General features: G+C 71.0%; 21 protein-coding genes. 7 read left to right on the top strand and 14 right to left on the bottom strand.

Translation table 11 applies throughout. The features are described 5' to 3' along the window. Positions 1-57: 57 nt before the first annotated feature. Positions 58-1,215, bottom strand: a complete 1,158-nt coding sequence (locus OG758_RS06245) for an RNA-guided endonuclease InsQ/TnpB family protein (protein WP_326709024.1) — start codon at positions 1,213-1,215, stop codon at positions 58-60. 182 nt (positions 1,216-1,397) lie between these two features. Next, positions 1,398-2,486 carry an acyltransferase family protein gene (locus OG758_RS06240; RefSeq protein ID WP_326709023.1) on the bottom strand — a complete coding sequence of 363 codons (1,089 nt, stop codon included), beginning with the start codon at positions 2,484-2,486 and terminating at the stop codon, positions 1,398-1,400. A gap of 109 nt (positions 2,487-2,595) precedes the next feature. Here OG758_RS06240 and OG758_RS06235 point away from each other — a divergent pair, with 109 nt between their 5' ends. Further along, positions 2,596-3,798, top strand: coding sequence for an amidohydrolase family protein (locus OG758_RS06235; RefSeq protein WP_326709022.1), 1,203 nt, complete (start codon positions 2,596-2,598; stop codon positions 3,796-3,798). Here OG758_RS06235 and OG758_RS06230 read toward each other — a convergent pair. From OG758_RS06230 to OG758_RS06205, 6 genes are all read right to left on the bottom strand, one after another. Continuing rightward, the gene (locus tag OG758_RS06230) at positions 3,783-4,574 is read right to left on the bottom strand and encodes an SDR family NAD(P)-dependent oxidoreductase (RefSeq protein WP_326709021.1); all 792 of its coding nucleotides are present in this window, start codon (positions 4,572-4,574) and stop codon (positions 3,783-3,785) included. The genes OG758_RS06235 and OG758_RS06230 overlap by 16 nt on opposite strands. A gap of 8 nt (positions 4,575-4,582) precedes the next feature. Continuing rightward, positions 4,583-5,248, bottom strand: coding sequence for a TetR/AcrR family transcriptional regulator (locus OG758_RS06225; protein WP_326709020.1), 666 nt, complete (start codon positions 5,246-5,248; stop codon positions 4,583-4,585). Positions 5,249-5,317: 69 nt separating this feature from the next. Beyond that, on the bottom strand, positions 5,318-6,358 hold the full coding sequence (locus OG758_RS06220; protein WP_326709019.1) for a PhlD: 1,041 nt from the start codon (positions 6,356-6,358) through the stop codon (positions 5,318-5,320). A gap of 53 nt (positions 6,359-6,411) precedes the next feature. After that, positions 6,412-7,233, bottom strand: coding sequence for an MmyB family transcriptional regulator (locus OG758_RS06215; RefSeq protein ID WP_326709018.1), 822 nt, complete (start codon positions 7,231-7,233; stop codon positions 6,412-6,414). A 482-nt stretch (positions 7,234-7,715) separates the two neighbouring features. After that, complete coding sequence (locus OG758_RS06210) at positions 7,716-8,768, bottom strand: hypothetical protein (RefSeq protein ID WP_326715825.1); 1,053 nt, start codon at positions 8,766-8,768, stop codon at positions 7,716-7,718. A gap of 90 nt (positions 8,769-8,858) precedes the next feature. After that, on the bottom strand, positions 8,859-10,070 hold the full coding sequence (locus OG758_RS06205) for a DUF4032 domain-containing protein (protein ID WP_326709017.1): 1,212 nt from the start codon (positions 10,068-10,070) through the stop codon (positions 8,859-8,861). A 233-nt stretch (positions 10,071-10,303) separates the two neighbouring features. Here OG758_RS06205 and OG758_RS06200 point away from each other — a divergent pair, with 233 nt between their 5' ends. Then, positions 10,304-11,227: a phosphotransferase family protein gene (locus OG758_RS06200; RefSeq protein ID WP_326715824.1), complete on the top strand. Its 924-nt coding sequence runs from the start codon at positions 10,304-10,306 to the stop codon at positions 11,225-11,227. Here OG758_RS06200 and OG758_RS06195 read toward each other — a convergent pair. Together OG758_RS06195 and OG758_RS06190 are read right to left on the bottom strand one after the other, a co-directional pair. Continuing rightward, positions 11,195-12,121: a Gfo/Idh/MocA family protein gene (locus OG758_RS06195; protein ID WP_326709016.1), complete on the bottom strand. Its 927-nt coding sequence runs from the start codon at positions 12,119-12,121 to the stop codon at positions 11,195-11,197. The two genes, OG758_RS06200 and OG758_RS06195, sit on opposite strands and share 33 nt — an antisense overlap. After that, the gene (locus OG758_RS06190; RefSeq protein WP_326715823.1) at positions 12,118-13,044 is read right to left on the bottom strand and encodes a DMT family transporter; all 927 of its coding nucleotides are present in this window, start codon (positions 13,042-13,044) and stop codon (positions 12,118-12,120) included. The genes OG758_RS06195 and OG758_RS06190 overlap by 4 nt, the downstream gene beginning before the upstream one ends. A 130-nt stretch (positions 13,045-13,174) precedes the next feature. Between OG758_RS06190 and OG758_RS06185 the strand changes: the two genes are divergently transcribed. The 4 genes from OG758_RS06185 (at position 13,175) to OG758_RS06170 (ending at position 17,160) form a co-directional block, all read left to right on the top strand. Then, positions 13,175-14,068 carry a LysR substrate-binding domain-containing protein gene (locus OG758_RS06185; protein WP_326709015.1) on the top strand — a complete coding sequence of 298 codons (894 nt, stop codon included), beginning with the start codon at positions 13,175-13,177 and terminating at the stop codon, positions 14,066-14,068. Positions 14,069-14,256: 188 nt separating this feature from the next. Beyond that, positions 14,257-15,738, top strand: a complete 1,482-nt coding sequence (locus OG758_RS06180) for an MFS transporter (RefSeq protein ID WP_326709014.1) — start codon at positions 14,257-14,259, stop codon at positions 15,736-15,738. A gap of 4 nt (positions 15,739-15,742) precedes the next feature. Continuing rightward, complete coding sequence (locus OG758_RS06175; protein ID WP_326709013.1) at positions 15,743-16,381, top strand: TetR/AcrR family transcriptional regulator; 639 nt, start codon at positions 15,743-15,745, stop codon at positions 16,379-16,381. After that, positions 16,378-17,160, top strand: coding sequence for a nucleotidyltransferase domain-containing protein (locus OG758_RS06170; RefSeq protein WP_326709012.1), 783 nt, complete (start codon positions 16,378-16,380; stop codon positions 17,158-17,160). Before OG758_RS06175 ends, OG758_RS06170 begins: the two co-directional genes overlap by 4 nt. Before the next feature lie 71 nt (positions 17,161-17,231). Here OG758_RS06170 and OG758_RS06165 read toward each other — a convergent pair whose 3' ends face one another. From OG758_RS06165 to OG758_RS06150, 4 genes are all read right to left on the bottom strand, one after another. Then, positions 17,232-18,011 carry an arylamine N-acetyltransferase family protein gene (locus tag OG758_RS06165; RefSeq protein WP_326709011.1) on the bottom strand — a complete coding sequence of 260 codons (780 nt, stop codon included), beginning with the start codon at positions 18,009-18,011 and terminating at the stop codon, positions 17,232-17,234. 109 nt (positions 18,012-18,120) lie between these two features. Beyond that, positions 18,121-19,371 carry a cytochrome P450 family protein gene (locus tag OG758_RS06160; protein WP_326709010.1) on the bottom strand — a complete coding sequence of 417 codons (1,251 nt, stop codon included), beginning with the start codon at positions 19,369-19,371 and terminating at the stop codon, positions 18,121-18,123. A 108-nt stretch (positions 19,372-19,479) separates the two neighbouring features. Then, positions 19,480-19,710 (bottom strand): hypothetical protein, encoded by a 231-nt coding sequence (locus tag OG758_RS06155; RefSeq protein ID WP_116505549.1) that lies wholly within the window; start codon positions 19,708-19,710, stop codon positions 19,480-19,482. 136 nt (positions 19,711-19,846) lie between these two features. Continuing rightward, positions 19,847-21,328: a cytochrome P450 gene (locus OG758_RS06150; RefSeq protein WP_326709009.1), complete on the bottom strand. Its 1,482-nt coding sequence runs from the start codon at positions 21,326-21,328 to the stop codon at positions 19,847-19,849. Between the two features lie 123 nt (positions 21,329-21,451). On the opposite strand from OG758_RS06150, the gene OG758_RS06145 reads away from it, so the two are divergent. Next, complete coding sequence (locus OG758_RS06145; protein WP_326709008.1) at positions 21,452-22,060, top strand: TetR/AcrR family transcriptional regulator; 609 nt, start codon at positions 21,452-21,454, stop codon at positions 22,058-22,060. Positions 22,061-22,064 lie beyond the last annotated feature (4 nt).

The raw sequence follows: 22,064 nt of genomic DNA, 5'->3' as shown, positions 1-22,064 counted from the left end.
GGTTTGGAGGTAGTGCCCGGCTGGCTGCTGGGTTGGCTCCTCCGTCCAGACGCCCCGTTATGGGGTGGCAGGGACGCGTGACTCACGCCCCGCATTCCACACGTTCTCGCCGCGTTGGGCGATGTTGTGGGAAGCATTCCGGTCGGCGTGGGCAACGACCCCGCACCCCCGGCAGATGAAAAGCCCCTGGTCCACACGGTTGCGCTTGTCGATGTGCCTGCACTGCGAGCACATCTGCGACGTGTACGCGGGATCGACGTAGACCAGGGGCACGCCTGCCCGCTTGGCCTTGTAGACGATGAAGTCTCCGAGCTGGGCGAAGGCCCAGGAGTGGAGTTGGACCCGTTGGGGCTTACGGAGCCGTACCCTCTGCCGGATTCCCTTGAGTTCTTCCAGGGAGATCCCGGCCGAGGTGCGTTCAGCCTCGGTCACAATCGTCTTCGCGATGATGTGGTTGGTGTTCTTGACGTGCCGCTGCTCGCGGCGGGAGCGCTCTTTCAACCGGCGTTTGGCGGACTTGGTGCGCTTCTTCTGGAGCTTGGCCCGCAGCGTGAGCTGACGTTTGCGGTAGCGGCCCAGTCCGCGCCCGGCGGCCTGGTAACCGGTCGATGTGGTGGCGATGTTGACGATGCCGAGGTCCACGCCGATGAAGCCGTCCGGCTCGTACGCCTCAGCCTCGGGCACATCACAGGTGGCGATCAGGTAGAACACGCCATCGCGCTCGATCAGGTCGGACTCGCCCTTGCGGTACTGCTTGAGCACCTTGAGCGCGTCGGCGGCGCACACGAACGAGACGTTCTTGATGCGCCCGGCCATCGTCCAGATGGACACCGTGTGCTGGTCGTACTGCCAGCTCAGACACCGGTCGTCATACGGCTGCGCGGCCTCGGGGCGGAACGCGATCGGCTTGGACTCCGCCTTGACCCGGCGCCTCGACTTCGGCTTGCCGAGATTTCCGGCGCGCAGGTTGGCGTGCAGCGTGGTGTACGCATCGCGCACCTTCTTGATCACATGCTGCGCGGCCTGCGCCCCGAGCCCTTGCGCCTTGAGATGCGGATACGTGTGCTTACGCAACTCATACTCACGCGGCACACCATGGGCGAACGCCACCTGGGACACCCAGCACGCCAGATCGTTGACCGTGCGCAGCGTGGAGCGCAGCGCGGCGGCCTGTTCGGCCTCCGGCATCAGCTTCACCTGCACCACAATCTTCATACCGAAACCCTATGCGGGGGCACTGACAACAAAGCAGACCCGTACTTACGCGCAGGTCACCCCCATTTAGAGAAGTGATTCCTCCCGGGCCTGAAGACCCGGGGATCCTCACTAGATCCCGCTGAAGGTCCGGGCAGGGCCCGGGACGGGTCCGGTTTCGGGGTCCGACGGACGGGCACAGGCTAGGCGCGCGGGACCCGCTCACCGGGGACGCCGGACACCGGCGGTTCGGCGGCCCGAACCGGTTCCGCACGCCGGAACGCCCACGGCACTCGCGGTTCGACGGCGAACCGGAAGACGCGCCGGACAGGAGACGTACACAGAAGAGTGATGACGCCGACCGCCGCGGCCGTCACCGTCAGTTCACCCGCCGGCGTGTGCAGCCACGGGTGGTCGTACCAGCCCCAGAAGCGCGACGACTTGATGAGGAAGCCGTGCAGCAGGTACGCGTACAGCGTCCCCGTGCCCAGCGTCGTGAACAGTGTCGTCCGCCCCGGCACCCAGGCCAGGAAGCAGACGCTGAGCACGACGGCAAGGACGAACAGGGCCGGCGTCGTGACCAGTCCCGCCCAGGCGGGGGCGCCGAGGCCGGTGACGCTGCCCCGGTGGTAGAACCAGCCCGCGTCGAACCAGGGAGCCACCACGTACGCGGTGACCAGCGTCCCGGCCGCCACGGGCAGCGCCCACAGCCGGGCCCGCCGCGTGCGCAGCCGCTCGAAGTGCCCGGGCCGCAGCGTCAGTCCGAGGACGAAGAACGGCAGGAAACCCACCACCCGTTGGAGTGCCAGGTCACCGCCCGCGTCCGGCGCCATCGACACGAGCACGGCCAGCGCCAGGGCGACCGGCACCGGGTGTCGTAGTTGCAGCCACAGGGGAGTGGTGAGTCGCCAGATGAACAACGCGACCAGGAACCACATCAGATACCAGGGATCGAGCAGGCTGACCGGATACCCCGGATCGTCCTGCGCCCACCGGTAGAACAGCGTGTACGCGATCTCGAACAGCACGTACGGCACCACGACCCCGCCGACGAGACGGCGCAGCCGGCCCGGCGCCATGTCGAAACTCCGCGAGAAATAGCCGGAGATGAGGGCGAACGCCGGCATGTGGAAGGCGTACACACCGAGATACACGGCCGTCACCGTGCGGCTCCCGTACGTCAGCGGCTCCCACGCGTGCCCGCACGCCACGAGCACCATCGTCAGGTATTTCGCGTTGTCGAAGTACGGGTCCCGTGCTCCCTGTGTGACCGGTCCGTGCCGCCTGTCCATCGTTCCCCTTGAGCTCCTCGCGGTGCATGACCCTGGGTGCCCTGCCCGATAGGGCCCGTTTCATGACACACTCCCGGGTGCCCTTTTTCCGACCCTTCGGAAGGTCAGGATGAGCAGCAGGAAGCTGATCACGGCGGCGCGTGTGGTGACCGGCCTGGGCGGCCGCTGTGTCGAGGTCGGTGCCGTCCTCACGGACGGGGACACCGTCGTCGGGGCGGGGAGACGCGCCGAGGTCGAGGCCCTGGCGGACGAGCGGGACGAGCGCATCGCGCTGCCGGGCACCACTGTGCTGCCGGGCCTCGTCGACGCGCACGTCCACCTCGTCTTCGACGCGGGAACGGACCCGGTAGGGACGCTCGAAGGGCAGGACGACGAGGCGCTGCTCGCCGTCATGAGGGAGCGTGCGGCGCGGCTCGTGGCGAGCGGCGTCACCACGGTGCGGGACCTGGGGGACCGCGGGCGACTCACCCTGCGGCTGCGCGAGGAGATCGAGTCGGGCGCGGTGCCGGGACCCTGGATAGTCGCCGCGACGACGCCCGTCACCCCCAAGGGGGGTCACTGCTGGTTCCTGGGCGGAGAGGTCGGCAGCGAGCGCGAACTGCGCGACCTCGTGCGGCGCAACGCCGAGCTGGGCGCTGATGTGATCAAGGTCATGGCGACCGGCGGCGCCCTGACGCGCGGTGGGCCGGCCACCTGGCAGGCCCAGTTCGGCGCCGCTGAGCTGGCCGTCGTCGTCGAGGAGGCGCGCGGTGCGGGGCTGCCGGTCGCAGCTCACGCGCACGGCACGGCCGGGATCGAGGCCGCGGTGACGGCGGGCGTCGACACGCTCGAACACTGCACCTGGATGACCGAGGACGGCAACGATCTGCGTGCCGACGTGCTCGACGCCATCGTGGAGCGCGGGATCCGCGTATGCCCGACCGTCAGTCCGCACTGGCGGATGCTGCCCACGGTCTTCGGGGCCGAACGCGCCGAGAGGCTGTTCGGCCAGGTGCGGACCATGGCGGAACGCGGCGTTCGGTTCATCGCCGGTACCGACGCGGGAGTTCAGCGCGCCGGGTTCGACGGACTGCGCCAGAGCCTGACGTTCTTCGAGCACATCGGGATGCCGGCGCCGCGCGTCCTCGACATGGCCACCACGGAGGCCGCCGACGCGCTGGGCGCCGGCGGCCGCGCGGGAGTCCTCGCCCGGGGGCGTCCGGCCGACCTGATCGCCGTGTCCGGCGGCACGCGCGTCGGCCTCGAGGCGTTGACGGACCTGCGGTTCGTCATGAGCAGGGGAGAGCTGATCCCGCCTCAGCGCGCGGTGTAGGCACCGTCCACGAGGTGGTAGCTGCCGTGCACGAAGGAGGCGCGGTCGGAGAGCAGGAACGCGATCAGTTCGGCGACCTCTTCGGCGTGACCGAGCCGGCCCGCCGGGTGCAGCGCCGTCAGCGCGTCGTACGCGTCCTGGTCCATCTGCCGCAGCAGCGGGGTGTCGATGAAGCCGGGGCCGACCGCGTTCACGCGGATGCCCTTCGCCGCGTACTCGGTGGCCGCGGTCTTCGTCAGGCCGACGACGCCGTGCTTCGCGGCGACGTAGGCGGGGGAGCCGGCGAAGCCGACCGAGCCGAGGATCGACGCGACGTTCACGATGGCGCCGCCCTTGCCGGACGCCTCGATGGCGGGCAGCTCGTGGCGCATCGAATAGAAGACGCCGTCGAGGTTCGTGCGGACGACGCGGTTCCAGACATCGATGTCGTACTCGCCGGTGGGGGCGCTCTCGCCGCCGATCCCGGCGTTGTTGACGGCCAGTTCGAGGCTGCCGAACGTGTCGACGGAGAACTTCACCGCGGCCTCGACCGACTCCGGCTTCGTGACGTCCACGGCGACGGCCGCGGCGGTGATGCCCTCGGCCTTCAGCTCGGCGGCGGCCTTCTCGGCGCCGTCGGCGTTGTAGTCGGCGATCACGACGTTCGCGCCGCCACGGCCCAGGCGGCGGGCGGTGGCGAGGCCGATACCGGAGGCGGAGCCGGTGACAAGGGCGGTCCTGTCGGCGAACTCGGTCGCGTAGTCGCCGACGGGTGCCGGGGTGTTCGTGGTGCTCATGGTGATGTTCACTTTCTGGTTGCGATGTGGGGGGCCGACGCGAGGACGGCCTCCCCGGTCAGGGCGTCGTAGGCCTGCCCCACCAGGTCTGCGAGATCTGTGTCGTGCCCGTCGCCGCCGCGGGCCCACTGGCGCAGGGCGGCGGTGAGCACACCGGCCGCGGCGCCGACGACGACCGCCGGGCGCAGATCCTGGTCCCGGTCGGTGCCGAGCCGGTCGGCGATGATGCGCACGGACTCGTCCTGGGCGTCCACCCGGAGGCGTTCGTACGCGGCGAAGAGCGCCGGTTCCGTGTCGAGGGCCGCGAGCAGGGCACGCATGTGCGGCCTGCGGTGCGGGGCGGACGGCTCCGCCAGCCACTGCTCGACGGCCCTGCGGTAGGCGAGCATCGGGGGCTCGCTCGCGGGGCGGGCGCGCAGGGCCGCGTTGATCCGGTCGGCGTCGGTGCGGGTGAAGTCGAGGGCGGCGTCCTCCTTGCCGCCGAAGTGGCGGCTGAAGGTGCGGCGCGTGACGTCGGCGCGGTCGGCGATGGCCTCCACGGTGACGGCCCCCAGACCCCGCTCCAGCACGAGCCCGACGGCCGCGGCGGCGAGCGCTTCCCGGGTCTGCCGGGCCTTGCGCTGCCGACGGTCCTCGGCGGGTTCGGTGAGTGGTGCGGGGTCGTTCGCCTTCATGTCTTCGAGCGTACACCCATGATGTCCCAATGAGACATGTGTCCCGGCGGGACATGATGGGAGGGGGGGTCAGGCGTGCCAGTGGCCGTGGAGGGCGGCAGTGAAGAATCCGGGGCCGTAGGCGACGGCGAGGCCTTGGGATCCTGCGGCGGGCGGGTCGCTGTGAGTGCGTTCGAGTACGCGCAGGACGCTGGCACCGCCGAGGTTTCCCTCGTTGGTCAACGACTCCGTCGAGTGCCTGGTGCCATGTCCGCCGAGGCCGAAGGTGTCGCCTGTGGTGGAGATGATGCTGTGACTGCCGGGGTGGATCACTGCGAAGTCGACAGGCCGGGCGCCGACCCAGTCCGCGACCACGGTCAGGGTCTTTGCCGCGGTCGTGGGTGCCTGCTTCGTCGACTCGAAATGCATCCCCGCGGCGTCGAGCCGCCCGCGGTACCGGTCCTGGCTATGGGGGAGCGTGTATTCGAGGGTGTCCTCGATGGCGAGACCGGGGCCGAGGGGGCTGCTGGTGACGACCGTAGCCGCGGCGGAGTCGGCGAACAGGGCCTTGTAGATCATCGATTCGATCGTCGCGTTGCTGTGGTTGTAGGAGGTGGAGAGGACCTCCGACGCCACGACGAGGACTTTGCTGCCGGGGCGGACGGCGACGAGGTCCGCGGCGCGGATGAGCGCCTGGGCGCCCCCGCCGCAGGCGGCGGTGGTCATGGCGATTCGACGCACCGTGGGGCGAAGCCCCAGCCGGTTGACGAGATGGATGTCCAGGTTGGGCACGGCCCACCCCGTTGCGTGCGTCGTGACGATCGCGTCGATGTCGTTCGCGTGCTGGCCTGCCGTCTCCAGGGCGAGGACCGCGGCGTTCTGTGACATTTCGAGGGAATCGTCGAACGCGGCTCGCGTGCGGTCGTGGACATCCGCCGTCCCAGAGATCGTGGGGGAGTCGAGGGGGCGGGTGAAGTAGCGGGTTCGTACACCGCAGTTGTCCACGACGCGAAGGAGCGTGGAGAGCCGGGGATGGTCGGAATGGTGCGTGCGTATGTCGTCGGATATCTCCTCGGTGGTGACCTTGTGGGCACCGAGAACTGTCCGGGGTCGTGAGACGTAGGCGGTCATCGAGCAGCTCCCACAAGGAGGGGTTGGGCGTGGGGGGTGCTGCTCAAATTACTTCACCGGGCTCGAATCATCGGCGGCCGAGTGTGATGCAGGCCCTCGCCCGGGCGGAAGATGAGGATGAACAGGCGCGAACCCGGCGCTGTCATGGGCTGTGCGGCGCAGATCGACACCCAGCCGGGGCCCTTGTGAGTGTGGCACAGAGGTCGTTCGTGTCCGTCGGGGTGGAAGAGCGCGCCTCCGGCCTCGTACACGCTGGCCAGTTGGGGATCGGCGAGGACCTCCTTCTCGATCTGCGCCAGGATTTCGTCCTTGGGGCGCGCGGCGATGGCCGCCTGCAGCTGGGGCAGGATCCATGGCACCCAGGCGGTGTCCCAGTCGGTCAGCTGCTTGCGTCCCTCCGGGTCGAGCAGCATCCACCGCATGGTGTTCGCCGGAGGGCGACCGCTGGGGAAAAGCGCCGCGAAGGCGCTGTTGTAGGCGAGCATGTCCCAGGAGGCGTCCGTGATGTAGGCCATGTGCTCGATGCCCTCGACAGCTTCCTGCCAGATGCCGGGGATCTCCTTGCCGGACGACGGACGCAGAGGGCCCGGGGGGTCTTGGAGCAGGGCGTATCGGCAAAGAGAGACCCATTCCTGCTCGTTCAGGTCGAAGAGGTGGGCCACCTCGCGCAACAGGTCCGCCGGCGGGTTCGGGTAGTTGCCCGATTCTAGCCGGTGGTACGTCCCCAGGGTTCGGTGGAGCAGTTGGTCAACCTGGTGCTGGGAGAGGCCGGGGGCGCGTCGGCCCTGGCCTGTGGGGCGGCTGAAGCCGTGGGATTCGGGGGCTATCAGGGCGCGCCGTTCACGGAGCAGGGCGCGGAGCGCCGTCTTGTTCATGGTGGGTAATCCCTTGAGGTACACGCCGAGTTGAGCGAGTGCAGTCTAATTACTCCCATCATGTTTGGTAATAAACATTGCCCGAAGAAAACGATCAGCCGGTGCGTCATGATGGAGCCCGTGGGGTCGGCGACCTGCTGGTTTGAACACCAGGGGCCGCGCGGCCACGCCGATGGGACACCTGGACCGGGACGCTCGAAAATGGCTGAATTTCCCGGTGTCGGGTATCCGTCGAACCCTCGGATCCGTTTCGGGAACAGTGCAGGGCCAGTTGTCATATTCCGATCCATGTGACCGGAAAGTGCATCGCTTGGCCCAGTTCGGGCACTTCTCCCGGCAGATCAAGGGCTCACTGGCTGCGGCCGGTGCCGTCACTCGCCATTACGTAGCGGCCACGGTACCGGCCGCCCGCGCATGCGCCGCCGCGCACGCGGGCCGGCCGCAGGGCGGGGCCGGCGAACCGACCCCGCCGCACCGCGCACTCACCAGTCGCCGTCCGCCACGGGCTTGCCCGCGTCCCCCAGGGGCTTGATCTGGTGCGCGCCGGGCGCCTGCCACGGCTCGTGGTCGTCGCCGAGCCAGTCACCCGCCGGCTTCACCGCCCCGAGCGTGTCCGTCGGCGCGAGATCCTCGGCGCTCTCGTCGTAGTAGTCGAACCAGGGCAGCCCCGCCCGCGTGTACGCGGCCCGGTCCACCGGCGACGGCGGCGGCTCCTCGCCCGTGATGCGGCGCCAGTCCGGCGGCGTCACCAGGTGCACGAACACGCGGCCCGCGGCGGTTTCGGCCCAGTCGGACCCAGGCCGGTCGTCCTGGAACACCTGCTGGCGCATCGTGCCGCCCGCGCCGATCCCCATCGAACGCGCCGCCTGAGCCTGCGGTGCGGCACCCGGCGCGGCCGGCATCGGCGCCGCTCCGTAACCGCCGGACGGCCCCATCCACTGCATGCCGCCGGGCGCAGGCGGCACCGCCCGCGCCGCGGCCTCCCGCTTGCGGGCCTCCTCCGCGCGCCAGGCCCCCAGCGCCGACTCGGCCAGAGCGAAGGCCTGGAGCTGGATCCCGCCCCAGGTCTCCTCGCCGGTGACCTGGCCCTCGACCGTGGCGCCGAGCCCCAGGGGCAGCGCCACGAACTGCCGTACCGTGCCCTTCCCGGACTTGATGCCGTCGAGCCATGGCTGGCGCGGCAGTACCACGTAGTTCTGCGGATCCAGGGACAGCCGGCTGCTCCACGGGAGCCCCGAGATGGCGCACACCTTGCCCACGCCCACCTGGAGCGCGGCCGGTTCGGCCGTTCCCGCGAAGCTCAGCCACATCGCCTCGCGCAGGTACATCGGCAGCATCACGCCGCCGCGCGCCCGCCACTGCGGCGGCACCGAGTCCGCGTAGTCCTCGACCCGGCGCACCGGGAACTCGCCGAGCCCCGGCGGCAGCGGATGCGTTCCGGTCTCCGGCAGGCGCAGCGTGCGTACGAACCGCACCCGCGCACCGCCCGGCAGCACCAGACTGTTCCCGTCGACCCGCACACTCCCGCTCATGATCGTCTCCCCTCGTCGCGCGTCTTCCTCGCTGCTACCACGACGGGTCCGCGCCACCGGTTCCGTCCCTGGCGATCTTCGGAGCGCGCGCCGTCAGGGCCGCGACCGGCCGGCGATGTTCTTGACGTAGTCCTCGACCGCCGCGTCGAGCCCGATGTCGTGCTGCGCCCGCTCGGACAGGTACCAGCGGTGTTCGAGCAGTTCGTGGTAGAGCTCGGCCGCGTCCGTCCGCTCCGGTACGTGGTCGCGTACCGCGCGCACGGTCGGCCGGAACACGTCGCGCACCCAGCGGTGGGCGAGGACCTCGGCGCGCGCCCCCAGGGGATCGCCCGGCGCGTAGTCGTCCTGCGTGGCCATCCAGCTCTCCAGGTCGTTCAGGAGCCGTCGTGCCTGGTTCTCCTCGGCGTCCATGCCGGTGAGGCGCAGGAGTTGGCGCTGGTGGTGGCCCGCGTCCACGACCTTCGGCACGAACGTGACGGTGTCCCCCTGGTCCGCGTGCGAGATCTGCATCTCCGCGACGTCGAAGCCCAGATCGTTGAGGCGGCGGATGCGGCGCTCCATGTAGTGGTGCTTGCCCGCCGGGTAGACGGAGGTACGCGTCAGCTCCGTCCAGAGCGCGTCGTAGCGCTCCCCGATCTCCGTGCCGAAGGCGATCGGGTCGATGGACGGATGCAGGGCGCCGGACGCCTCGAGGTCGAGCATCTCGCCGCTGATGTTGACCCGGGCGAGCTCGATGTCGTACGCGCGCTGCCCGTCGCTGAGCCGGGGGTGCAGCTCCCCGGTCTCGGCGTCCACGAGGTAGGCGGCGTACGCGCCCGCGTCCCGCCGGAACAGGGTGTTGGACAGCGAGCAGTCCCCCCACGCGAACCCCGCCAGATGCAGCCGTACGAGGAGGACGGCGAGGGCGTCCATCAGACGGTGCACGGTGCCGGGGCGCATCGTCGTCTCGAACATGGAGCGGTAGGGGAGCGAGCCGCCCAAGTGACGGGTGATGAGGACGGGTTCGAGAGGCGAGCCGTCGGCGTCCGTGCGGCCGGTGACCACGGCGACGGGGTCGACCGCCGGAATCGCGAGACGGTCGAGGGTGCGCAGGAGTTCGTACTCGCGCACCGCGGGCCGCTCGGCGAGTTCCTTCACGGCCACGACCTCGCTGCCCGCACGGGCGTAGCGGACGACGTGGCGCGAGATGCCACGGGGGAGCGGCACCAGGTATTTCTCCGGCCACTCCTCCAGGGGGACGTGCCAGGGGAGTTCGAGGAGGAGGGCCGGGTGTTCGGGGTTGGTGGCGCTGATCTGCAAAGTCATGCGGTCACAGTCCTGGGTCGCTCGGCGGGTCCAGGGGTGATCGGACCCCGAAGGGGCGGCGCGGGTCAAGAGCGGGGGCGGACCGGCCCCTGATGCGTCCACTCAAGGGCGGCAAGCCCTGGCTGCTCCTGGAGCAGGCACCGTCCGCCCTGCTGCCGCCGACGCGGGGCGACCAGCCGTCGGGCGCCGAAATCCCGTTGAGGCCCGCCGGGCCCCACCCTAGGGTGCGGACCATGCTGCCCCTCGTGGAAACCGACGAGCAATGGGACGCCGTGGTCCCCGACGAAGCGGTCATGCGGCGGGGAGCGGACGACCTCTGCGCCCGGCTCGGCCTCACCGGCCTCCCGCTCACGCGCTTCGAAGCAGGCTCCCAACCCGTCTACGCCGTCGGTGACGAGCACGTCCTGAAGCTGTTCCCGGCGGCCTCGGCGGAGGACGGCGTCACCGAGGCCCGGGTCCTCACCCACCTCGAGGGCAGGCTCCCCGTGCCCACCCCCGAGGTCCGCTCCGCGGGCGCATACGAGAACGGGTGGCGCTACATCCTCATGTCCCGGCTGCCCGGCGAGGACCTGGCCGTGGCCTGGCCCGGCATCCCGCGCGCCGACCAGGATCGCATCGTCACGGAGGCCGGAGCGTGCCTCGCCGCGCTGCACGCCCTCGACCCCGGGCCCCTCGCCGGAGCGGTGGGCCCGGGGGACTGGGACACGTTCGTGGGCGAGCAGCGCGCGGGCGCCGTACAGCAACAGCGCGAACACGGCCTCGCGGAGGGCTGGTTGGAGCAGATCCCCGACTTCCTCGACTCCGTCGAGCTGCCGACCGGACCCGAACGCGCCCTGCTGCACACGGAGTTCATGCGCCAGCACCTCGTCGTCGACCCCCGGAACCGTACTCTGACCGGACTCCTCGACTTCGAACCCGCCATGATCGGAGACCCGGCCTACGACTTCGTGGCCGTCGGCCTGTTCGTCACCCGGGCCGACCCGCGCCTGATGACCCGATTCACCGAGGCATACGGGCGCGCTTTCGCGCCCCGCACCGTGACGGCGTACACACTCCTGCACGTGTACAGCGATCTGCCCTGGTACCTACGGGAACTGCCCGCGCCGCCGGAGGCGACGTTCGACTCACTCGCCGGGGCCTGGTTCGCCGCCGGATGACGCGAGGCGGGCCTCCGCCGCCGCGAGGATCTCCGTGACGCGCAACGCGAAAGCGGCGTCGCAGGCGTGCGGCCGGCCCGTGCGCACGGACTCCAGGAGCGCGTCGACCGCCACGCCGAACGCGTCGACCGACGCACCGCCCGTCGGCATCGACACGATGCCGGACTCCCCGCGCAGCTCCACGTCGACAGCCGCCGCCTTGGCCGGAGTGGTCAGACTCAACGCGGCCGTGGCGGACGCGCCCGACGCATGTGCGAGGACCAGATGCACGGTGTCCGCCGGTCCCCGCGCGGCCGTCACGGACGTGACGTCCCCGAGCACCGGAAGCAGTACGGACAGGGCGTGCGGGCCGACGTCCCACAGGGCGCCGCGCCCGACCCGCCACGGGGACGTGGTCAGCTCGGACGTGTCGCCGGGGGTGTACAGGGACCCGTACCAGTCGGCCCGGCCTGTGAACCAGCCTCCTGCGACGGCCTGTTGGGCCAGCCAGTCGGACGTGGCGGTCGCGAAGCGCAGGGTGAAGAACACGACGGACGCGACCCCCGCGGCCCGTACGGCGTCCACGACCTCCCTGGCCGCGGGCACCGACGTGGCCAGCGGCTTGTCGAGGAGGAGATGACAGCCCGCGGCGGCGGCCCGCGCGGCGAGGGGCGCCTGCACGTCCGGCGGCACCGCGAACGCCACCGCGTCGCACGCCGCGAACAGCGCGTCGACGTCCTCGAAGACCCGAGTCCCATGGGCGGCGGCGACCTCGGCCGCGGCCTCGGGCCTGCGACCCCAGACGCCCACGAGATCCGTCCCCGGGTGGGCGCGCAGGGCGGCGGCGTGTGTCTTCGAGGCCCAGGTGCCGGTGCCGACGAGCCCGACGCGAAGGGTGGTGGCAGCAGAAGTCATGGTCGGCAGTATGGCTGGCGTGCGGCGGAGGGGACAGGAACGGTCGCCGTGCCGGAGGCCTCACGCGTTCCCTTTCGGGCCGAGGCCTTTCGCGTCATCCCCACGCCGGCCAGCACGACCGCCATCCCCGCCACCACCCGCGCCGACAGGTCCTCGCCGAGCACGACGGCGCCCAGCGCCACCGAGACGACCGGCAGGAGGTAGCCGACCGTCGCCGCGCTCGTCGGGCCCTCGTCCGCGATCAGACGGTAGTTGAGGTAGAACGTCACGCCCGTGCCGAAGATCCCGAGGATCAGCACCGCGAGGACGCCCGTCAGGTCGACATCGGAGGAGGTCGAATCTCCGAAGGGTAGCGCCAGCACGCTGAGTGCCGTCGCGGTCGTCAACTGCGCCGAGGACAGTGCGATCGGCTGGACACCGGGCCCGGTGAGCTTGCGCCCCATGTACGCGAACGCCACCGCGTAGCTCGCCGCGGCCGCGAGCAGGGCGAGCGCGCCCCAGCTCGCGAGGCCCGCTCGCTGCCACGGCGCGAAGATCAGCAACGTACCGGCGAAGCCGAGCAGCAGACCCGTCAGCCGCAGCGGTCGCATGCCGCGCTCCGACCCGAGGGCGACGCCGATCAGTAGTGACCACAGGGGAGTTGTGGCGTTGAGTACGCCGGCGACGCCCGAGTCGACGGTCTGCTCGCCGAAGCCGAAGAGGGCGAACGGGACCGCGTTGCAGAAGAACGCGGCGACCACGAGGCGGCCCCACGTGCGGTGGTCGCGGGGCAGCCGCTGCCCGGTCGCCCGGCTCAGCGCGAACAGGACGCCCGCGCCGAGCGCGCACCGCACCACGACGATGTGCACCGGCGAAAACCCGTGCTGAAGCGCCAACTTGATCCACAGGAACCCGGAGCCCCACAGGAGCGCGAGCACCCCCATCCGCACCGCCGCGCCGCGTCCACCGAACACCGCACACCTCCCGTTCGTCGTCGTCCTGGCTTCGTACGCTCCCTCACCCGACTCAACAGGACAAGTGAAAAGTCCTGGACCTACTGTTAACCTCTCCTACATGCTCGATGTGCGACGTATGCAGGTCCTGCGCGCCGTGGTCACCAGCGGCTCGGTCACCGCCGCGGCGGCGAACCTCGGCTACACGCCGTCCGCCATCAGCCAGCAGGTCGCCGCCCTGGAGAAACAGGCGGGCACGGCGCTGCTCGAACGCGTCGGCAGAGGAGTGCAGGCCACAGAGGCGGGGCGGCTGCTCACGCAGTACGCGGACGCCATCAGCCGCCAGGTCGCCGAGGCCGAGACCGCACTCGCCGACCTGCGCGACGGCCGCACCGGCACACTCGCCGTGCGCTACTTCGCCACCGCCGGAGCCGCGCTCGTGGCGCCCGCCGTGGCGCGCCTGCGCGAGCGGCACCCCGGCGTGCGCGTCGACCTGAGAGTGACCGACCCCGAGGATCCGCTGCCCGAGGTGCGGCAGGGGCGGGCCGACGTGGCCGTCGTGGTGCGCACGCGCGATGTGCCGCCCACCGGGATCCGCATGGGCCACCTGGCCGACGACCCCTACCGTGCCGTCCTGCCCAAGAACCATCCGCTCGCCGAGCGGCGCGTCATCGACCTCGCCGAACTCGCCGACGAACCCTGGGTCGACACCGAGGGCGTCGCGGGCCCCTGTCACGAGATCGTCCGCGACGCCTGTGCCGCCGCCGGATTCAGCCCCGACTTCTCGGTCGCGAGCCAGGACTACGCGACTGCCCAGGGCTTTGTCGCCGCCGGAATGGGCATCGGCCTCATGCCTCTGATGGGCCTCAGGAACCGGCACCCCGACATCGTCCTGCGCAAGGTCCGCAAACCGGAGCCGATCCGGGTGATCTGTGCGGCCACCCGCGACACGGCCCCCACGCAGCCCGCCCTCCAAGGGTTCGTCGAGGCGGTGCGGGAGGCTGCGAAGGGCTGAGGACCGGGTTTCGAGGGCCGAGCTGAGGGTGTGGGCGGAGATGCCGGGGCTTGCGACCGGTATGCGGGGCTTCGTCCGTGTGTTCTGGTCAGATGCGAGGACTCTGGTGAATACTGATTCACCACGTAGGTGAATAGAAATTCACCCCACCTCCCGCCCCCGCCCTCGAGGCGTCCACCGGAGCGCTCATGGAGCCCGCGATAAACCCCGACATACGCCCCGAAACAGCCCCACTGCCCGGTCTCCGTGGCCGGCTGACGATCCCGGTCCTCGCCTTCGGCGGCATCCTCATGGCCGTCATGCAGACCGTCGTGGTCCCGCTGCTCCCCGACCTGCCCCGGCTGACCGGAGCCTCACCCGGCGCGGTCTCCTGGACGGTCACCGCGACCCTCCTCGCCGGCGCCGTCCTCACCCCCGTGCTCGGCAGAGCGGGCGACATGTACGGCAAGCGGCGCGTCCTGCTGCTCGCGCTGGGCCTGATGACCGGCGGGTCGGTGCTGTGCGCGCTCACCTCCGACATCCGCGTCCTGATCACGGCCCGCGCGCTCCAGGGCGCGGCCGCCGCGGTCGTCCCGCTCTCCATCAGCATCCTGCGCGACGAACTCCCGCCCCACCGCACGGGATCCGCGGTCGCCCTCATGAGCTCGACCGTGGGGATCGGTGCCGCGCTCGGCCTGCCGCTCGCCGCCCTGATCGTCCAGTACGCCAACTGGCACGTCATGTTCTGGGCGACCAGCGCCCTCGGCGCCCTCGGCCTCGCCCTCGCCTGCTGGGCCGTGCGCGAGTCGCCCGTACGCGAACCGGGCCGGTTCGACACACTCGGCGCGGCCGGGATCGCCGGCGGCCTGGTCTGTCTGCTGCTCGCCGTGTCGCAGGGCGGCCAGTGGGGGTGGGACAGCGCCCGCGTGGTCGGCCTGTTCGCCGGAGCCGTCGTGATCCTGGCGCTGTGGTCGTGGCAGCAGCTGCGGGCCGAGCGTCCGCTGGTGGACCTCCGGCTTGCCGTCGGCCGCCGCGTCGGCCTGCCGCACCTCGCCGCCCTGATCGCCGGCTTCGCCTTCTACGCCAACTCTCTCGTCACGGCGCAGCTCGTCCAGGCGCCCAAGTCCAGCGGCTACGGGCTCGGTCTGTCCATCGTGCAGACCGGCCTGTGCCTGCTGCCCAACGGCGTGATCATGCTGCTCCTCTCGCCGGTGTCGGCCCGCGTCTCCGCCGCGCGCGGCCCCCGCGTGAGCCTCGCCATCGGCGGCGCCGCGATGGCGCTCGGCTATGTCGTCCGCATCGCCGACAGCCGCGACCTGTGGGTGATCGTCCTGGGCGCCGCCATCGTGTCGACCGGTACCACGTTCGCCTACTCGGCGCTGCCCACCCTCATCCTGCGGGCCGTGCCCGCGGGCCAGACCGCGTCGGCGAACGGCGTGAACGTCCTGATGCGGACCATCGGCCAGGCAGTCTCCAGCGCCGCGGTCGCCGCGATCCTCGTCCACCACGCGACCGGCGCCGGCTTCCCCTCACTGCGCGGCTATCAGATGGCCTTCGTCATGGCGGGTACGGTCGCCCTCGTGGTCGTAGCGGCGGCGTTCACCGTTCCAGCTGACGCGGCGGACAATGGAGGGCGCAGGTCCGTCAGCGCCACGACCGGGCGGACGGACAAGGCCCTCGAAGGAGCGTGACCCCGTGACGAGCCCGGCCCCGACGGCATCCGCCGAGGCGCAGTCCGCCCCCGGCGTGATCCGCGACCACCGTTCGGGGCCGGCGCGCCGCGACGCCGAGGCGACCAAGGCCGCCATCATCCGCGCCTGTCGCCACCTCCTCGCCCGGCACGCGCACACCGACATCACCCTCAAGGCCGTCGCCGAGCGCGCCGGGGTCAGCGCCCCGCTGATCCTCAAGTACTTCGGCAACAAGGATGCCCTGTTCTCCCAGGTGATGAACTTCGAGGCGGACGTGGAGGCCTTCCTCGACGCTCCGCTGGAGGACCTCGGCCGGCACATGGTGCGCCACCTCGTCACCGGCCAGTCCGAGCACGGCGCGGATCCCATCCTGCGCATCGTGTTCGCCCCGCTCCACGGCGAACAGGGCGACATCCTCCGCGCCAACTTTCGTACGCAGGTCAGCGACCGCCTCGCCGAACGCCTGCACGGCCCGGACGCGGGCCTGCGCGCCGAACTAGCCGTCTCCCTCCTCCTCGGCCTCGGCGTCATGTACGGCATCGCACGCGGCCCCCATGTGCGCTCCGCGCCCATCGAAGAGATCACCGAGCGCTACGGACCAGCCGTACAGGCCCAGTTGACTCCTGGCACACTGACCGGATGACCACAGCGGAGGAACATCCGGCGGCCACGTCCGACCTGCTCGCCCGCTTTCTGACCGGGCTCCGCGAGGCGCTGCCCGCCCCGTTCTCGCTGTGGGCGCACGGGTCGCTCGCCGGCGGGGACTACCAGGAAGGGCGCAGCGACCTCGACCTCGTCGCCGTCGTCCCGCACCCGCTCAAGCCGGACGAGGAGACACGGCTCACCACGCTGCACGAGGGAATCGACGCCGAACTGCCCCTCGCGGCACACCTCCACTGCAGCTACATGTCGCACGGCGACCTCGACGACCCCGACCGTACGCACTTCACCTGGGCCCACCGGGAGGCCTACGCCCGCACGGTCACGCCCGTCACCCGGCGCGAACTCCACACATTCGGCCTGGTGCTCCATGGGGCTCCGATCGCGAGCACCCTGCCGCCGGTGGACGACCGCACGCTCAGGGCGTACATCCTCGCGGACCTGGCCGGCTACTGGCGGCCCAGGACCGCACGCCCCGAGCTGTGGCTGGAGAACGTCTGGGTCGACCTGGGACTGATGGTCCTGGCCCGGGCCACGGTCACCCTGCGCGACGGCACCCTCATCAGCAAGGCCGAGGCACTCGCCGTCCTCACCGAGCTCGGCGCACCCGCCGACGTCGTGGCGGACATCGAACGCCGACGGTACGGGGGCGGCGTGGCCGATACCGCCCCCGGGTGGCTCGCGCGGCGGGCAGAGCTGACCCTCGACTGGCTCGCACCCGCACTCGACCGCACCATCGCCGCGCACACCACCGACGGCTGAGAGCCGGGGTACCGGAGGGGCGCCGGGCCGGAGAGTGCGATAGCCGGAGGGTCGGGGGCGGAGGGCCGGACTCAGGCGGTCGGATCCGCCGGTACCCGGTCGAGCTCGATGCCGAACGATTCGCGATACGTGTCGAGCACCTCACGGTCGGACGTGAGCTCCGTGCTGTGGCGCTCGCCGCCGACCGTCGTCTTCAGCGTGCGGCCGCTCAGGGTCAGCCGGCCCTCGTCCGTGACCAGCGAGCAGACCAGCGACCGCGTGAACGTGGACTGCGGCGACGTGCAGTTGTACCAGCAGCCGACCTCGAAGTCCCTCAGCTCCCGAGGGCGTTGTTCGAGGAGGTACTCCGGTGCCCCGTCCTTGGACACGCGCAGGTCGCCCTCCTTCGTCTCGGCGATCCGGAAGACGCCACCCGGATCCCGCTGCTCCCCCCGCTCACCGAGGTCGAGCGGGAAGTGGCTGTGTGCCCCGAAACCGACGTCCGCGAGCAGATCGGCCCCGTCGACGGTGTGGACACGGAGGGCGAGATGGTCGTACGGGATGCCGAGGTGTCCCTCCTTGCCGTACACCCGGGCCTGGAGCAGGGACACCTCGAAGCCCAGCGCCGTGAGCAGCGCCGCGAACCCGCCGTTGAGCTCGTAACAGAAGCCGCCGCGGTGGCGGTCGACGAGCTTGGCGACGATCGCTTCCTCATCGATGGAGATGTCCTCGCCCAGATGGATCGAGAGGTTCTCGAACGGGACCGCCCGCTGGTGCGCGAGGTGCAGCGTGCGCAGCGCCTGTGCGGTCGGCGCCGCGGGGCGCGGCGTCGCGATGCGGCGGAGATAGGCGTCGGTGCGTGAGGCGTCCATAGCACCAGTCTGGAGGGTCGGGCGGACCTGGGCCACGGGCGGAGGGACCGTATCGGCCCAGGTCGCGCGGCCTAGGACCAGCGGACCAGGAACGCTGAGGAGCCGTCCGTCAGGCCGCCCCGGCCACCGGCCGCAGGCGCACCGGGAGTTGGTCGACGCTGTTGCCCACGAAACCCGCCTTGCGCGCGAGCTCCGCGTCGGGCGCGGCCAGATCGAGATCGGGGAAACGGGCGAACAGGCGCTCCAGGGCGACGGTGGCCTCCAGACGGGCGAGCGGCGCCCCCAGGCAGTAGTGCGGCCCGTGGCCCAGTGAGAGATGGCGGGCGGCCGAGGCGCGCGTGACGTCGAAGCGGTCCGCGTCCGTGCCGTGCGCGCTCCGGTCACGCCCCGCCGCCGAGTAGCCCGCGAGCACCGGGGTGCCCCGGGGTATCACCGTCCCGTCCACCGTCAGATCCCGCTTCGGGTAGCGGAACGGGAAGTAGCTGACGGGGCTGTCCCAGCGCAGCGTCTCCTCCACCACGTCGGACCAGGACGCCGCGCCCGACAGGACGAGGTCGAGCTGGTCGCGGTGTGCGCACAGGGCACGCACGGCGTTCGTGATCAGGTTCAGCGTCGTCTCGTGCCCGGCGATGATCATGAGGAGCAGGGTGCCGATCAGCTCCTGCTCGCTCAGCCGGTCGCCGTCCTCCTCGCGCGCTGCGATCAGCGCGCTCGTCAGGTCGTCGCCCGGCCGGCTCGCCCGGGACGCGGCGACCGCCGCGAGCACGGAGACCAGCTCACGGTTGGCGGCCACCGCCTCGCGCGGGCCGATGTCGGTGGCCACGACCTGGCCCGACAGATGGTGCAGCCGCCCCCTGAACTCCTCGTCCACGCCGAGCAGTTCACAGATCACGCTCATCGGGAGCGGCAGCGCGAACCGCCGCCGCAGCTCCACGATGTCCTCGCCCTCCGTCACAGCGGCTTCGAGCCTGTCGAGCAGCTCGCCGGTCAGCTCCTCGACGCGTGGCCGCAGGGCCTCGACGCGACGCGCGGTGAACGCCCGGCTCACCAGCGACCGTAGCCGCCGGTGGTCCTCGTCGTCCGCGGTCGTCATACCCTGCACGGTCGCGAACGTCATGAGCGGCCAGCCGTCGGGTATGCGGCCCTCGTTCAGCGCGGTGAAGTGCCGGGCGCTCTTGGCGACATCGGGGTGCGCGAGAAAGTCCTTGAGGGCGTCGTGGCCGAGGACCACCATACCCTCGACGTCACCGGGCAGCACGACCGGGGCGACGGCGCCCCGGTCCAGCAGTCGCGCGTTCGCCGCGTGCGGGCAGCCACCGGCCGGATCGATACGGTGCGGGACCACGGGTGGGATCGTCAACGGAGCTCTCCTGAACGGTCTCGGGAACGCGGGAACGCGGGAATCTGACGCACGCACGCCACCTACGGACGAACACACGTCCCTCACCTACGGACGAGTACACCTACCTCACGTATGAACACGCGTCTCCGTTCCCAAGTCGTACAGCTTCTCGAGCAGCCAGGCCTCGTTTCCCGCGAGTCCCGCCCTGTCCAGGGCCTCGTCGGCCTCCGCGATCGGCAGGGCGAGCAGCGACGCGGCGGTCGCCGGCTCGCATCCGGTCAGTGCGGCGCGCGCGGTGTGCAGCAGGCGCAGGCAGGCCTGGGCCGCGGCGAGTTCGGCATTCCTGGTCGCGTTCATGTCGATGGGCCCCTCAGCTCGGCGAAGATGTGGATGTGGAGACATGTGCCTCCACTCTTGCGCACGGGTCTGACAATTCGCCTTCGACGCGAGTGCTGAGCGGGGGTGCTCGGCCGTCGAACTCGGCCGATGGAACTCAGTCCGTCGTACGGACCTTCGCGCGGCGTCCCAAGTTGAGCCGCAGGCCTTCCGGCATCAGCGTCAGGCGCTCCGCGACGCGCAGCCGGTAGCCGGGTTCGGGGTGCAGGTCGTAGCGGCGCAACAGCAGGCCGAGCACCAACGTCGCCTCATGCAGGGCGAATTGGCGGCCGATGCACGCGCGCGCCCCGGTGCCGAACGGCTTGAAGACATGCGGGGCGCGCGAGCGCACGGCGGCCGGAGCGAAGCGGTCCGGGTCGAAGGCCTCCGGGTCGTCACCCCACGCCTCCGGGTCACGGTGCAGGAGCGATGTCAGGACCAGCGCCCAAGCGCCCCTGCGCATCGGGTGGACCCCGCCGAGCGTCGTGTCGACGGTGGCCTCGCGCGCGAACGCCGGAGCCGTCGGCCACAACCGCAGGGACTCGTCGAGAACGCGGCGCAGATAGCGGAGCTTGGGCACCTGCTCGTAGGCGGGCTCGTCCGCGTCGCCCCACACCCGCTCCACCTCTTCGCGCGCCTTCGCGAGGACGTCGGGGTGGTGCGCCAGATAGTGCAGCGCGAACGACAGGGCGCCCGACGTCGTCTCGTGCCCGGCGACGAGGAACGTGATGACCTGGCGCCGGATGTTCTCGGGGGAGAGGCGCTCCCCGGTGTCGGGGTGGGCGACCTCCAGCATGCGGTCGAGCAGGTCGCCCTGCCCTGCGGAGGGCGATCCGGGTGCGGCTCGCCGCGCGGCGACGACGTCGTCCACGGTCCGGTTGAGGTACGCCATGTCGGCGGCATTGCGACGCTCCGCGCCCCGCAGGAGCAGGGGGGCGAGCGACGGTGGCACCACGTTGCGGCGCTGCGCGAACGACAGCGTGCCGACCATGGCGCTCACGAACGGGTGCGGCCGTTCCCGCTCGAACGACCCGAAGTCATGGCCGAAACCGGTCCGCGCGATCGTCTCCAGGGTCAGCTTCGTCATGTCGCCGGGCACGTCCACGGCCAGGCCCGCCGCCTCCCGGGCGTCCCAGGCCGCCATCAGGCGCCCCGCGACGTCCAGCATCAGCGGGTGGTAGCCCTCCATGGCGTCGCGGCCGAAACCGGGAGCGAGCACGTCGTGCGCCAGTTGCCAGTTGGGTTCGTGGTTGTACGCGGTGAACAGGCCGTCACCGGCCACCGGCCGCAGATTGGCGACGCCCAGGCCGACATGCTTGGCGAACCGTGACTCGTCCGCCATGTCGGCGGCGAACCGCGCGCCCCAGACGAACACGATCTCGTTGCCGAAGGCCTTGCGGCGGAAGACCGGCCCGAGTTCCTTGCCGATCCGCATCGAGTCCTGCACCGGCGTGCGCACGTTCGCGCCGAGGATGTCGCCGACGAGGGGAACGCGTCGCGGCGGGTGCGGTATCAGGTCGAGGCCGGGCCAGCCGAGCTCGGCACTGCGAAAGCCCTTCGTCGGTGTCGAGTCCGTCGCCGGCCGCGTCAACTGAGCCATGATCCCCACCTGTTGGACGTAGAGAGTGCCTGTACCCGACCGTTGTTATACGTGGGTTCAATACGCTCCCCAGTGTGGTCCCGCTATTGAATTCACGTCAAGTAATGCGAGTAAGGTGCTGCCATGGCCGACAGGGAGCAGGAGCGCACGCGCCGCCGGCTGAGCACCGAGGAGCGCCGCGAGCAGCTGCTCTGCGTGGGCGCACGGCTGTTCGCGCAGAGCACGTACGACGACGTCTGGATCGAGCAGGTCGCCGAGATCGCCGGCGTCTCGCGTGGGCTCCTCTACCACTACTTCCCGACGAAACGGGACTTCTTCGCCGCCGTCGTCCAGCGCGAGAGCGAGCGGATGCTGCGCCTGACCGCGGCCGTTCCCGGGATCCCCGTGCGCGACCAGATCGCCGCGGGCCTCGATACGTTTCTCGGATATGTGGAGGCACACGGCGAGGGCTTCCGCGCCTTCCACCGGGCCGAGGCCGCGGGCGACCCGGCCGTGCGCGAGGTGTACCGGCGGGGCCTGGCCGCGCAGGAGCGCCAGATCGTCGAGGCGCTCGCCGCCGACCCCGACCGGTCCCATGTCGACGGCGAATCCCCGGTGCTCCGGCTCGCCGTACGAGGCTGGCTGGCCTTCATGGTGGCCGTGTGCCTCGAGTGGCTCGACGAGCCGGAGCTGTCACGCGATCAGGTGCGCGACCTGTGCGCGCGGGCCCTGCTCGGCGCGATCACGCCGTAGGGCT

Source organism: Streptomyces sp. NBC_01474 (assembly GCF_035918215.1).
GTDB classification, from domain to species: domain Bacteria; phylum Actinomycetota; class Actinomycetes; order Streptomycetales; family Streptomycetaceae; genus Streptomyces; species Streptomyces aureus.
This window is presented reverse-complemented; position numbering and strand designations above follow the sequence as displayed.